This is a genomic window from Paenibacillus yanchengensis, from assembly GCF_042684845.1.
GTDB classification, from domain to species: Bacteria; Bacillota; Bacilli; order Paenibacillales; family Paenibacillaceae; genus Pristimantibacillus; species Pristimantibacillus yanchengensis.
This window is the reverse complement of the sequence record NZ_JBHUMH010000017.1, coordinates 1-12,605: the sequence shown is the minus strand read 5'-3', so window position 1 is coordinate 12,605 and position 12,605 is coordinate 1. Positions and strand designations below refer to the sequence as shown.

The 12,605-nt window shown below is 38.4% G+C and carries 11 protein-coding genes, 6 tRNA genes and 1 pseudogene; 10 read left to right on the top strand and 8 right to left on the bottom strand.

Annotated features, from left to right (window positions below; genetic code table 11):
* The first annotated feature begins 165 nt into the window (after positions 1-165).
* From ACFSTH_RS09315 to ACFSTH_RS09285, 7 genes are all read left to right on the top strand, one after another.
* A tRNA-Asn gene (locus ACFSTH_RS09315) sits at positions 166-241 on the top strand.
* 3 nt (positions 242-244) lie between these two features.
* Positions 245-335 (top strand) — tRNA-Ser (locus tag ACFSTH_RS09310).
* Between the two features lie 58 nt (positions 336-393).
* A tRNA-Glu gene (locus ACFSTH_RS09305) sits at positions 394-468 on the top strand.
* A gap of 10 nt (positions 469-478) precedes the next feature.
* A tRNA-Thr gene (locus ACFSTH_RS09300) sits at positions 479-554 on the top strand.
* Between the two features lie 9 nt (positions 555-563).
* Positions 564-638, top strand: a tRNA-Gly gene (locus tag ACFSTH_RS09295).
* Between the two features lie 9 nt (positions 639-647).
* Positions 648-724: transfer RNA gene (locus ACFSTH_RS09290), tRNA-Pro, on the top strand.
* A gap of 462 nt (positions 725-1,186) precedes the next feature.
* Positions 1,187-1,333, top strand: a complete 147-nt coding sequence (locus ACFSTH_RS09285) for a hypothetical protein (protein ID WP_377769826.1) — start codon at positions 1,187-1,189, stop codon at positions 1,331-1,333.
* A gap of 215 nt (positions 1,334-1,548) precedes the next feature.
* Here the strand turns inward: ACFSTH_RS09285 and adhE are convergent, their stop codons facing one another.
* The 4 genes from adhE to ACFSTH_RS09265 all read right to left on the bottom strand — a co-directional run bounded on the left by adhE (position 1,549) and on the right by ACFSTH_RS09265 (position 6,855).
* The gene (gene adhE / locus ACFSTH_RS09280) at positions 1,549-4,164 is read right to left on the bottom strand and encodes a bifunctional acetaldehyde-CoA/alcohol dehydrogenase (protein WP_377769827.1); all 2,616 of its coding nucleotides are present in this window, start codon (positions 4,162-4,164) and stop codon (positions 1,549-1,551) included.
* Positions 4,165-4,467: 303 nt separating this feature from the next.
* A complete protein-coding gene (locus tag ACFSTH_RS09275) occupies positions 4,468-5,034 on the bottom strand; it encodes a hypothetical protein (RefSeq protein ID WP_377769828.1) in 567 nt (188 codons plus the stop codon).
* Positions 5,035-5,152: 118 nt separating this feature from the next.
* Positions 5,153-5,905 (bottom strand): hypothetical protein, encoded by a 753-nt coding sequence (locus ACFSTH_RS09270; RefSeq protein WP_377769829.1) that lies wholly within the window; start codon positions 5,903-5,905, stop codon positions 5,153-5,155.
* Positions 5,906-5,973: 68 nt separating this feature from the next.
* Positions 5,974-6,855, bottom strand: coding sequence for a helix-turn-helix domain-containing protein (locus ACFSTH_RS09265; protein ID WP_377769830.1), 882 nt, complete (start codon positions 6,853-6,855; stop codon positions 5,974-5,976).
* A gap of 113 nt (positions 6,856-6,968) precedes the next feature.
* Here ACFSTH_RS09265 and ACFSTH_RS09260 point away from each other — a divergent pair, with 113 nt between their 5' ends.
* Both ACFSTH_RS09260 and pdaA read left to right on the top strand, forming a co-directional pair.
* Positions 6,969-8,084: a glycoside hydrolase family 88 protein gene (locus ACFSTH_RS09260; protein ID WP_377769831.1), complete on the top strand. Its 1,116-nt coding sequence runs from the start codon at positions 6,969-6,971 to the stop codon at positions 8,082-8,084.
* Positions 8,085-8,220: 136 nt separating this feature from the next.
* Positions 8,221-9,033, top strand: a complete 813-nt coding sequence (gene pdaA, locus ACFSTH_RS09255) for a delta-lactam-biosynthetic de-N-acetylase (RefSeq protein WP_377769832.1) — start codon at positions 8,221-8,223, stop codon at positions 9,031-9,033.
* Positions 9,034-9,151: 118 nt separating this feature from the next.
* Here the strand turns inward: pdaA and ACFSTH_RS09250 are convergent, their stop codons facing one another.
* From ACFSTH_RS09250 to ACFSTH_RS09235, 4 genes and pseudogenes are all read right to left on the bottom strand, one after another.
* On the bottom strand, positions 9,152-9,382 hold the full coding sequence (locus ACFSTH_RS09250; protein WP_377769833.1) for a hypothetical protein: 231 nt from the start codon (positions 9,380-9,382) through the stop codon (positions 9,152-9,154).
* Between the two features lie 178 nt (positions 9,383-9,560).
* On the bottom strand, positions 9,561-10,136 hold the full coding sequence (locus ACFSTH_RS09245) for a hypothetical protein (protein WP_377769834.1): 576 nt from the start codon (positions 10,134-10,136) through the stop codon (positions 9,561-9,563).
* A gap of 12 nt (positions 10,137-10,148) precedes the next feature.
* Positions 10,149-10,751, bottom strand: coding sequence for a hypothetical protein (locus ACFSTH_RS09240; RefSeq protein ID WP_377769835.1), 603 nt, complete (start codon positions 10,749-10,751; stop codon positions 10,149-10,151).
* Positions 10,752-11,487: 736 nt separating this feature from the next.
* Positions 11,488-11,799 (bottom strand): annotated as a pseudogene (locus tag ACFSTH_RS09235) (zincin-like metallopeptidase domain-containing protein); the annotation flags it as partial.
* A gap of 69 nt (positions 11,800-11,868) precedes the next feature.
* Between ACFSTH_RS09235 and ACFSTH_RS09230 the strand changes: the two are divergent.
* Complete coding sequence (locus ACFSTH_RS09230; protein WP_377769836.1) at positions 11,869-12,363, top strand: NUDIX domain-containing protein; 495 nt, start codon at positions 11,869-11,871, stop codon at positions 12,361-12,363.
* The last annotated feature ends 242 nt before the right edge of the window (positions 12,364-12,605 follow it).

The window sequence follows — 12,605 nt, the reverse complement described above, 5'->3', positions numbered from 1 at the left end:
GGGTGGAAGCACAGCAATGTGCGGAGCTGACGAATACTAATCGGTCGAGGGCTTATCCTAAAGAATGAAGTAACGATGTGTAAGAAGCGACGATGTTCCTATCCAGTTTTGAAGGTGTAAACTTTCATCAGTAAGACAAGCATGAAGCGCAACATTAGTTATTGTTCCCTGATAGCTCAGTTGGTAGAGCACTCGACTGTTAATCGAGTTGTCACAGGTTCGAGTCCTGTTCGGGGAGCCATACGGAGAGATACCCAAGTGGCTCAAGGGGACCCTCTGCTAAGGGGTTAGGCTGAGTGATCGGTGCGAGGGTTCGAATCCCTCTCTCTCCGCCATTTCATATGGTATTGTTTATACATAGCAATAAAGCTTTAAATGTTCACAACATTATAAGGCCCGTTGGTCAAGGGGTTAAGACACCTCCCTTTCACGGAGGTAACAGGGGTTCGAATCCCCTACGGGTCACCATATTTTATGTGCCGTTGTAGCTCAACTGGTAGAGCAACTGACTTGTAATCAGTAGGTTGGGGGTTCAAGTCCTCTCGACGGCACCATTTTTTTATGCGGAAGTGGCTCAGCGGTAGAGCATCGCCTTGCCAAGGCGAGGGTCGCGGGTTCGATCCCCGTCTTCCGCTCCATACATATTTCGGGATGTAGCTCAGCTTGGTAGAGCACCTGGTTTGGGACCAGGGGGTCGCATGTTCAAATCGTGTCATCCCGACCATATTAAACTAGTAAATCTAAAGTCCTTCTTAATAGAATGGCTTTTTTTGTTGTTCCTATGTCAGCTTGGGCATTAGGACGTGTTACTCCAGAGATCTGTCATTTGATACCCTCCCTTCGCAAATTTGATCACTTTCCTTCGTAAGGTGGTGGTAGGTTCTAATTATTGTAGGAACACTCTTCAAAAGCGATTTTATATGAAAAAACGTATAAAACCTTCTGTGACGAAGGTAATATATGCCCTTTTATACGTTTTTTCATACAAACCTCTCGTCAGAAGATGGTTACATGTGACCGTTTATACGATTTTTCGTATAAAGCTTTGCTCCCAACCGGTGTACGCGACTGTTTATACGTTTTTTCGTATAAAGCTTCGCTGCAGTTAAAGAAGCTGGTGTGAAAGCGGCGCTTGATCGTCTAGTAGGACATAATAATTAGCTATCTGAACATGGTTTAGACTGGAATGTATAAATGGAATGGAGCATATACGTTGGTGACAGAGGATAAAGCGGTGGTGAGCGGCGAATGGAAGGTGCAAAAAGATAACGATGGGAATATTGTTGTTGAAAAATTTGCGATCCAGCTTACTTATCTACCTATATATAGATAGATAGATATAGATAGATATAGATAGATATAGATAGATGTAAATATGGATAGATTCCTTTTATTATCCACCTGCGTTATTTACGTTACAATGGTTTGAGGTAGGGGACACATAATAATAGCTTGGCACCATTATAGTAACGGCACCAAGCTATGGTATAGATTTGTTTGTTATTTGCAATCAACTTTACTTACTTGTTGAGGCGAGCGACGACTTGATTAAAATTTACCGTAGAATGCGTTGCGATATACGTCGGCTAGCTCTGTAACAAGTGGTAGGCGAGGGTTCGATGTTGTACATTGATCCTCGAAGGCACGGTCAGCTAGTTGATCGACGTTAGCTTCGAATTCAGCAGCATCAAAGCCTATTTCTTGGAATGTTTCAGGAATATCTAGTGCTTTGTTTAATTTGCGGATAGCTAGCACAAGACTGTTGACACCTTCTTGTGGTGTTGCCGCAGGTAAACCTAGTAGTCTAGCAATTTCCATGTAGCGTTGATCGGCTATGAATTTGCCGTATTTCGGGAATGAAGCAAACTTTGTTGGTTTACTTGCATTGTATTTGACGACGTGAGGCAATAATATAGCATTCGTACGACCGTGTGGTGTATGATAGCGACCGCCCCATTTGTGAGCTAAACTATGGTTAATACCTAGAAATGCGTTAGCGAAAGCCATACCAGCTAATGTAGAAGCATTATGCATTTTTTCACGTACGTATTCATCTGCGGTACGATAAGAAGCTTCTAGATACTCGAACACAATTTGAATAGCTTTTAATGCTAGGCCATCTGTATAATCGTTAGCCATGACGGAAACGTATGCTTCAATGGCGTGAGTCAAAACGTCCATACCAGTGTCAGCTACTTGATTTTTTGGCAATGTGTATACAAATTCAGGATCGATAATTGCCACGTCAGGCGTAAGCTCGTAGTCAGCTAACGGATATTTTGTATGACCTTTTTCTTTGTCGGTAATAACAGTAAACGATGTAACTTCAGATCCAGTTCCTGAAGTAGTCGGAATCGCTACGAATTGTGCTTGTGTACCTAGTTTTGGATATTTGAATACCCGTTTACGAATATCTAAAAACTTTTGTTTTAATGCGTCGAAGCTAGTATCTGGATATTCGTAAAATAACCACATCGCTTTGGCAGCATCCATTGGTGATCCACCACCAAGTGCAATAATACAATCCGGTTTGAAGTGATTCATCACTTCTGTACCTTTTTTAACGGTAGCGACTGATGGATCTGGTTCAATGTCAGAGAATACTTCAATTAGAACAGGTGTTGAACGTTTACGTAAGTGATATTCTACTTTTGCTACATAGCCGAGGTCAACCATCGCTTGGTCAGTGACGATCATCACTCGTGTTATGTTTGGCATGTTTGCGAGATACTGAGTAGATCCTTTTTCGAAATAAATTTTAGGTGGCACTTTAAACCATTGCATATTTACCGTCCTGTAAGCGACCCGCTTCACGTTAACTAAGTTGACTGCAGATACGTTGTCTGTTGTTGAGTTATGACCGTATGATCCACAACCAAGTGTTAAGGAAGGCAGGTTCGTATTGTATAAGTCACCGATAGCACCATGAGTAGAAGGAGCGTTAACAATAATACGGCCTGTTTGTAATCGTTTGGCAAAGGCATCGATAACAGCATCATTTTTGGAATGAATTGCTGATGAGTGTCCCATACCACCGAAGCCGACAATTTCTGCTGCTCGTTCAATCCCTTGTTTCGCGTCTTTCACTCTGTAGCAAGCAAGAACAGGGCTTAATTTTTCCGCTGATAATGGATGTTGAATGCCAACACCTTGTAGTTCTGCGATTAAAATTTTTGTTGTTTCTGGTACAGTAACGCCAGCTAATTTAGCTATTTTGAAAGCGGATTGTCCAACGATTGCACCGTTAACTGCACATGATGTTGGATTAATGACTAGTTTGGATACGAGCTCTGTTTCTTCTTTATTAAGGAAGTAGCAGTCCATTTGTTGCATTAGCTTTTTAGTTTTTTCGTAAATAGGTTCGTCGATAATAACAGATTGTTCCGAAGCACAGATCATACCATTATCGAAGGTTTTGGATAAAATTAAGTCGGTTACTGCCCGTTCGATATCTGCTGTCCGCTCAATAAAGCAAGGGACGTTACCTGGTCCAACGCCTAGCGCTGGCTTACCAGTACTATATGCAGATTTCACCATACCAGATCCGCCTGTTGCCAATATAAGCGCTACATCAGGATGATTCATCAATAGCTGAGTTGCTTCTACTGAAGGGTTCTCGACCCATTGAATTGCGTGTGCCGGAGCGCCGCATTGTACAGCTGCTTCTAGTAACACTTTAGCTGCAGCTACGCTACATTTTTGTGCCGATGGATGGAAGGCGAAAATAATTGGATTTCTTGTTTTTGCAGCGATTAAAGCTTTGAACATCGTTGTCGATGTTGGATTAGTAACCGGGGTAATTCCAGCAATTGTTCCGACAGGTTCTGCTACTAGTTTGTAGCTTTCATGTGCGTTTTCTTCAATAATGCCAACGGTTTTGTGATTTTTGATATTATTATGAATATATTCCGTTGCAAACATGTTTTTAATAATTTTGTCTTCGTAAACGCCCCGTCCAGTTTCTTCTACTGCTAGTTTTGCTAAGTACATATGCTGATCTACTCCAGCAAGAGCCATCTGTTGGATCATATGATCAATTTGTGTTTGATCCATAAGCATGTATTGCTCCTGAGCTTTCTTGGCTCTAGCTGTTAACTTATCAATTTGTTCTTGTGCAGTAACAGCAACTTTTGTTTGTACAGTTTCCGTAACATTCTTTGTCATGAGTCTCCTCCTCCAATGCGTGTCTCTGTTGTTTATCTTTGTTCTGACTTCAGTATGACGGAATCGAAAGACGTCAGATATGATTTTTCTCACACAAATGGAATAAATTTGGTAAAAAAATAATAAAACACCTTTCAATCCGACTTCTGATTCGGCTGAAAGGTGTTTTATATCACATATTTAGGAGCGGTTGATCAAAAAGTAGTGTAAAACAGTGAATAGGATTTCTTTATAATGGAATAAAAGTGAATGTAAGAGTGTTCTTTCATACGATTCTGATAAACTACATCATTATATTGTAATTTATAAGGAAGAATGGTCAGTTGGTGTGGGAGGCAGATGAAACTTTGCTGCTTTAAATAACTTAAATATAATGAATAATGTAGACAGGACAACGGTAATAATTAAAACAACCATTATAATACTGAAGCTACTATTTAATAGGAGTAGTGGTTGACTAATTAGAGCTATAAGATTGGCAATGAAATAAAACAACCAATTTCGACGAACAGCTTGACTAAATTCGCTTTCTTGGATAGATTGAGCAAAATGGAATAATCCATCACAAATGTAATACATAAAGACAATCATCATCACACTCATTATGCCATCGATTAAACCGATAGTACTGTCTGATGTAGCAGAGAATAACATTAAAATGTTAACGATGTAAATGAACAATAAGGCATATGCAGCTAGATTGGCATGACGAAATTGCGAGTAGCTTAGCTGGTTACTAAGTTGATGGCAACCGCTAATGATTATAATATAGCCCAACCAGTCTGGTAAAAGATCGAAACCATTAATATTAAAATCTAACACGACAAGCAATAATCCCCAGGCAATGACTCGAAAACCTGTTACATTCATCTATCATCCCTCACTTTTTTTAAGAAGCGTTTTATTTTGTCCTTATCGTTCCTTATAGTGTAATCAAGTATTCCAACAGTGCTCTTAAACGATTGTCCCGTATCCAAATGTTTGCCGTTTACGGTGACACGTGCACTATAATTTGCATATAGATTTTCGGGAAACATTTTAAATTCGAAGCGAATATAATATCACCAGTTTCGAAAGTAAGGGGAAGTGATAACTCGTTTAGTGGGGTGAAGGCATCTTCTGTAAACCCTTCTCCCTGTTCTATTAGATAATGATCCGTTTGTTTAATAGTTGCCCTAATATTTTCTTCGATTAATTCCGGAAAAGAAACAGACAAAGCAGTTAGTTCAATATCTGTATTCGTTTGTACAATATAGAGATGTTCATTATTACTAGAACTTCCGCTTGTTAATGTATGTAGTGGTTCACGTAATGAGTTGTCTGGAGCGGCATTCGAAAGAAATTTTAGCTTTCCAATATCGATAGATTGTTGTTTGTTTCCAGTAAAAAAGGCAGTTGCGGTGGTAAATGTTTGGTCTACTAAGCCAGTATAGTCATGACCATCCATAGGGTGATAGATGATCGATTTTAAGTATTGTTGCCCGTAACGTTCAATGACAGATGGTCCTTCTATCTTGAACAGTCCTTGGAGTTCATCGATTTGGATATGTTGCAGTGGCTCGCTCGTTTCAACATCTTCTAAGTAATAGAAGGAAAAAGATTGCCCATGAATGAGAACTTCTGTATATTGCGGTATAAAAGCTGGTTCTTGTAGTTTTAAATGTTGATTCCACAAAAAGTCACTGATTAAGTAGCATATCATGATGGTGGCTATGATCCATATCATCCGTTGTTTTAGCAAATGAGGTTCTCCTTTCCGACTGTTTGATTCTAATCCATAAAGAAAAATATGGAAATAATGAGTGAAGATTAGGAGTTATCATTTCCATTTAATTGTAATCGGTATTGATGTGGTGTCGTTCCCATCGTTTTTTTGAAAGCTTGGATAAAGTAAGAGACATTAAACAATCCAACCATTTCTCCAATCTGATCTGTTGGTAAATGGGTAGATTGTAGTAGGTAACAAGCTTGTTGTATACGGCGGGCTGTCAAATAGTTAGTTAAGCTGCTTCCTGTTTCTTTGTGAAAAAGTCTGGATAGGTGTGATTTTGATATATGAATATCTTGTGCTAATCGATCTAGCTCAAATGGTTCCATGTAATGCTGCTCGATCCAAAGCATCGCTTGTTCTATATAATTAGCTGTATCAGCAGAGTAGGGAGCGCGTTTTTCAGATTTTTCTGTAGGTTCATATAAACAAGCGAGAATTTGTAATAAAAATACGACAGCTTGCTCATTTTCAGCAGCAGCAGTAGGTTGCTTGCGATTGTATTCGAATGACGCACATGCATTGGTGATGAAGTGCAGTTGATCTTTTAGAGGAAAAGCTTGTTTGCTGGATATACCATATTGCATATGTAGCAACATTTCTCGAAAAGAGGAGAAGTGATTCATATACGTCAAAAATACTTCTTGGTCAAAATGAAAGGTGCTGCGCTCATAGGGCTCTAGCTCCGACACTTCGGCATAAATTTTATGTAGCTGAAAAGGGCGAAAGAAAAAAACCATTCCTGCTGTCAATGGATAAGTTTGTTGATCAACGACAACCGTTCCTTTTCCTTGGTGGACGAAGAGTAATTCGCAGCCACGATGCCAATGGTAGTAGCCTTTAAAATCTTTGGTGGAATAATTAAGATAACTCCAGCTATATGGTTTGTTATTACGAAAAAGCTTCGTAAATTGTGAACGCATTATAAATCCCTCCTCTATATAGCATTATAACAACATTTTTTGCGATTGTACGGAAATTATTAATTGTTTACTTGCAGTATAGTTAACGTATACGAAATGGGGAGGCTATTATAATGGATCAAGCGTATGTATCAGACACAATAAAAAAAATCGATGAAAAAGTATCGAATATGATAAAACAAATTGGTGACAAATCTCCACATGTTGCTGCTGCAGACGGGGTATATGATGACTGCCCACCAAAATGGTGGACATCAGGTTTTTGGCCAGGCATGCTTTGGCTTATGCACGATGTTACGAAAAAGGATAGTTACAAAGAAGCAGTATGGAATTGGGATAAGAAAATTGCAGAGAGTTTTACGGAGTATCCAGTATTTTTACATCATGATGTTGGATTTCAATTTCTACCAACGGCAGTCATTAAGTATGAACTAACGGGAGATCAAGAAGCACTTGCAATTGGTATGCAAGCAGCTAATTTTTTGGCAGGTCGTTATAATGTAGCGGGTGAGTTTATCCGTGCTTGGAACTATGATGAAGCAATTGGTTGGGCAATTGTCGATTGTATGATGAATATTCCATTGCTATTTTGGGCTACTCGCATGACGAAAGATCCACGCTACAAACATATTGCGATTAAACATGCCGACACATTTTTGAAATATGCTGTTCGTAATGATGGATCGGTTGCACATATTTTATCGTTTGAACCAGAAACTGGCGAGTTTATTGAAGAGTTAGGCGGACAAGGAAATGCCCCTTATTCTGCATGGAGTAGAGGGAATTCATGGGCATTACATGGTCTTGCCATTTGTTACCGCGAAACTGGTGAGCAACGTTACCTAGACGCAGCAAAACAAATATCACATTACTTTGTAGCGGCATTGCCAGAAGATAATGTACCATATTGGGATTATCGAGTAGAAAATCTAGAGCAAGCACCACGCGACAGTTCGGCAGCAGCGATTGCGGCATCTGGCTTACTTGAGTTAGCGGATTTGGTTCCTGAATTAGAAAAGAGTATGTATAAAAAAGCGGCAGAAAAAATGTTATATTCTTTGAATGAAAACTATGCAACGTGGGATAATCCAGCTCATGAAGCAATTTTACTTCACGGTACAGGGCATAAGCCAGCAGACAAAAACATTGATGTTTCCTTGATTTACGGTGATTACTATTTTATAGAAGCATTTGCGAAGCTGAACGGTTGGAATAATCGTATATTTTAATGATATACAATCGCACAATACATTAAAGAACGTTAGTACGGATTATAATTGGAGCATGTAATTTTGCTTTTTTGGCAATAGTAAAGTTAGAACTTAGCTTTATGACAGCTGAAAAGTGGAAGGAGTGCTCTTTTTTATGAAACAACGGTTGAAATTAGCAATTGGATTAGTAGTGGTCGGAGCCATATTGTTAGGGATAGCAGCAGTAACGGTTAAACCAGTGAATGCTGCACCTCATGCGTTCCATTTTGGATTCAAACGAAGTGTAGATGGTAGTATCCCTTCCGTTAAAGAAGAAGGATTTGAGCATATTTTGCAAAAGCATGGTGCTTGGTATGTTGGTGATACGGACAAAAAAGAATTGTTTTTAACGTTCGATAATGGTTATGAAAATGGATATACGATAAAAATATTAGACGTCCTAAAAGAAAAGCAAGTGCCGGCAGCTTTTTTTGTCACTGGTCATTATGTAAAACAACATGCTGATTTGGTGAAGCGAATGGTGGAAGAAGGGCACATTGTAGGTAATCATTCTTGGACGCACCCCGACATGACACAAATATCAGCAGCGCAAATACAATCGGAGCTGGAGCAAGTGAAACAACAAGCAGCTCCATTAATGGGTCAACAGCAGATGAAATATTTGCGCCCGCCACGTGGTATATTTAACGATCATGTACTAGATATTTCTCGCCAAGCAGGATACACATCTGTATTTTGGTCACTCGCTTATAAAGATTGGGAAGTCAATGCTCAAAAAGGTGCACGTTATGCTTATGAGCAAGTAATGAAGCAACTACATCCCGGTGCAATTATGCTATTGCATTCCGTTTCGTCTGATAATGCGGCAGCGCTCGGCGATATTATTGATGCGGCTAGAAACCAAGGGTATACGTTCAAAAGTTTAGATGACTTGCCATTATCAGAAACCATTCCAGGTTTGAATTAAACAAAATAAAATCTCTCTTTATGTTTGTTAACAGTGTAGGTCAAGTACCTGTGTATGCTGTAGCGCTAACGATAAGGAGAGATTTTTTTGTTGTAAGGGCTCAGCTGTTGGATTAACCTTAGTAATTAGCTATAACTGACCTGTTTGAAAAATAGATAAAACTATTTCTTGTAGTTGTCGGATCATAGGAAAGTAGTTTTTGATCAGGCATATACGCTTGCACTGTATGTCTAATTCTTTCTACCAGTGCCGTCAATTGCTGATTTTGTTCCAGTAAGGCATGAACAAAACGGGCAATCTCTTGATCACCTTTGCATATGGTATTGACTTCTTCCCGAGTTAGTTCCATTTGCAGGGCTCCTCACTACGCTGGTAATAATGACTAATTCGACAAGCAGACCAGAAGATCCTATATTTTCTGATAAAAAAATCTCCCCAGTATTGAGGAGACCAAAGTAGTAACTATTTTTCGTATAAAAGAGCCAGTAAATCAAAAAGATTCACCAGCTCTTTTGTGCTATCAACTTCTATTTAATATTGTATTTGCTAACCAGCTCTTCTTTGAAATTTTTTGCTTCGTCTTCAACAAGAAATAAGCCTTTTTCCCCATCACTATCTAAGCTGTATTGCCCTTCTTTAACACCCACAATGACATTTAAATCCGGATAATTTACATCCGGTTTTAGCACCAAAATATAACGATTGGATTGCTTCATTTTTTTGTAATCTTCAATAACGAATTCTGTTTGGCCTGGTTTTAGTCCGTTATCAATGGTGTATACAGGCTCAGCAACTTTAATAATATCTCCTTCCTTTATCTTTTTTTCCATTTTATCAGAATATACACCATCAATTTTAAAGCTCGTAATTGTAAACCCTTCTTGAACGAAACCGTCCTCATCTGTAACAACATGGTTTTCACTATCCAACGGCACGCCTGTAACAATTAGTTCTGAACGACTTTCCAGTTCATTCAAATCCTTGTGCGTAACAGACATTGCAGAAATTTCAACTGTTTTAGTTTGACTATCTGCATAAATGTATCCAGTCACAGTTATACCTACTGCAACTAAGGTGATTGCTAAAGTTTTTTTAAATTTCATATATCCCCCTCCTTAGTTGTCTCCATATTTTTCTTTGAGATATGTTTTATCTGTGATTTGTGGTGTGTTTGTTGATGAACTTATTGATTCACTCATGACTGATGCTACCCCACTATTATTATGCTTCAACCCCACTGCATGGCCAAACTCATGAACAAATGCGTATTTTTTTAGAGCATATCCCGTTGAATCTGACCCTAAACTTTTGAGATTTGTATGATCCATGCGTACTCTTGCACGGTCTCTTAAGTTATCTGGATTAACTTGAGTCCAACCAAATAAACCATATGTCCAATGATCAACTACACCATAAACATCCATCCCAGAAATAGTATTTCCAACATACGTTACAATGCTGAAGTATGTGGGTTCAGATGTCTTTTCATTTATAGTCAGATTGTCGGTAATGTTCCTCCATGAGTCGATTCCTGTATCCGCTAGACCGGTATACCCATATGATGCTACAGAAGAGTCCTTCCAATAATTTACGCTCACTGCCGATTTTGCGAATCCATGTGTGTGATAATAAGTTGCAGCAAAAGCAGATGTACCGCCCAATACTGCTGTTATACCTAATGCAGCTACAGCCATCATTATTGACTTACGAAATTTCATCCGCTATCTCTCCCTATTCTTGATATTTTGTTACTACTTAGGTACAACATTTTGATTTGAGACCTTTGCATATACCTGATGTTGTATATACTTCACTCGGGGAATTAACGTCATGTAGCGACTGTTCGTTAGATGGAAATCAACATATGGTAGTTTAGTGAGTAAATCACCATATGGGTACGTCAAGATACTAGAATAAGTACAACAGTTTTTTTCATTACATTCACCTCTTAAATGTATTTTTATCCAAATATAGTATATCAAAGGAGTGATTAAATAAATATACTTATTTTTGAATTTATTATAATAATTTTCCTTGGTTATTTTTCAGGGATCTTACTCAGTGGAAATGGTATATATATCCAAGAAAGTGGGGTTCATATTTTATTAGGATGTATTTTTTGGATTTTATTTTTTTTATATGCTCACAAGAAAAGTGGAAAATAAAGTTTGAGAAACATTGATGCGCTAATGTCTTTCTGAGTGTAGGACGTTTCACCCTCTGCTTGATAGACTGTCAACATTGTAAAACCTCCAAGTAAGTTTTTTATGGAATCCCGCCCCGGATGGGGCGGGCGAATTTTTGAAATCTATACAAGCAACTGCAAGGCAATCCAATTACCTGCAAGCGTTTGGATATAGACGGCCATTCATCAATTTTCCATGTCTATACATAATTACCTCCTGAACTTATATTTTAGGGTTACAGCTCCCCCAATAAGGGGACGGTGAACTGCTACACTGCCGAGTCATCAAATACAGTTCCTAAAATATAATCAGCCGCCTTCTGTGCTTGCGCTGCTGCCTGAACAATTAGCTTTTTATCATCTTTCAACTTCCGAAGCCAGCCGCCAATATAAGCAGCACTGTTTTCGATGGTGCTATTATCAATTCCAGAAACGGCACAAAGCATTGCCGCACCGATCTCAGCCACTAGTTCTTCTTTTGAATAATTCTCATCGCCAAATGCTACAATTTCGGTAATTCCGGAACGATTTAAACGCTTATCATGTCCAGTGCTGTGTACATGTTCATGAAATAATGATCTGTAATACTCTTCCTATTATGTATATATTTAAGTTAAGATAAATTAAATGTAATAAACAAGGTGGTACAGATGGAGAGAGAAATTAGAAATTCTGCAAAAGCATTAATTATTAAGAACGGAAAAATGCTAGCCATTAAATTAGATGACAATGGTGATGTATTTTATATTATGCCTGGTGGAGGTCAGAACAGCGAGGAGACTCTTACAGATGCTGTAAAAAGAGAAGTAGCTGAAGAACTTGGCATTCATATAGAACCTAGATCATTAGAGTTTGTAATTGAAGGTGTACATGGTGAGTCTTTCCATCGTGTTGATATGATTTTTTTGTGCGATTATGTAGGTTTAATTAATGATCCTGCTCTACAAGTGGATAAAAATCAAGTGGGATTTGAATGGCTTGATATCGAAAAACTCATAGAAGAACCTTTGTATCCATCAAAATTGCGCCAGCAAATTAAAAGATTATTCAAGGGAGAAAGGACTGTCGTCTATTTAGGAAATGAGGAAGTTGGAGATCCTGTATGCAATGAAACAAATGAACTATACGAGGAGATAAAGCAATGAAAAAGATTCATTGTCATCTCCTTCATGGTATGTTTATTTATTGCTTGATACAACTTTCAAAAAGCCAAATTTATACGTTTTTTCATATGAAACCTTACGTTACTAGCCCCTTCACAAGTAAAGTCCATATAATTGTGTAAAATGCATCTGGAAGAAAATAAGAAGAGCCATGATGAATTATTTCCTTTAGAATGAAGTTGTCGAGACGACATTCAATGGAGGGATTCATCATGACTCAATAT

What these genes read in the sequence shown, in the direction of transcription:
- ACFSTH_RS09285 (WP_377769826.1), top strand. Translation starts at nt 1,187, where the DNA reads ATGTATAAATGGAATGGAGCATATACGTTGGTGACAGAGGATAAAGCG.
- adhE (WP_377769827.1), bottom strand. Translation starts at nt 4,164, where the DNA reads ATGACAAAGAATGTTACGGAAACTGTACAAACAAAAGTTGCTGTTACT.
- ACFSTH_RS09275 (WP_377769828.1), bottom strand. Translation starts at nt 5,034, where the DNA reads ATGAATGTAACAGGTTTTCGAGTCATTGCCTGGGGATTATTGCTTGTC.
- ACFSTH_RS09265 (WP_377769830.1), bottom strand. Translation starts at nt 6,855, where the DNA reads ATGCGTTCACAATTTACGAAGCTTTTTCGTAATAACAAACCATATAGC.
- ACFSTH_RS09260 (WP_377769831.1), top strand. Translation starts at nt 6,969, where the DNA reads ATGGATCAAGCGTATGTATCAGACACAATAAAAAAAATCGATGAAAAA.
- pdaA (WP_377769832.1), top strand. Translation starts at nt 8,221, where the DNA reads ATGAAACAACGGTTGAAATTAGCAATTGGATTAGTAGTGGTCGGAGCC.
- ACFSTH_RS09250 (WP_377769833.1), bottom strand. Translation starts at nt 9,382, where the DNA reads ATGGAACTAACTCGGGAAGAAGTCAATACCATATGCAAAGGTGATCAA.
- ACFSTH_RS09245 (WP_377769834.1), bottom strand. Translation starts at nt 10,136, where the DNA reads ATGAAATTTAAAAAAACTTTAGCAATCACCTTAGTTGCAGTAGGTATA.
- ACFSTH_RS09240 (WP_377769835.1), bottom strand. Translation starts at nt 10,751, where the DNA reads ATGAAATTTCGTAAGTCAATAATGATGGCTGTAGCTGCATTAGGTATA.
- ACFSTH_RS09230 (WP_377769836.1), top strand. Translation starts at nt 11,869, where the DNA reads ATGGAGAGAGAAATTAGAAATTCTGCAAAAGCATTAATTATTAAGAAC.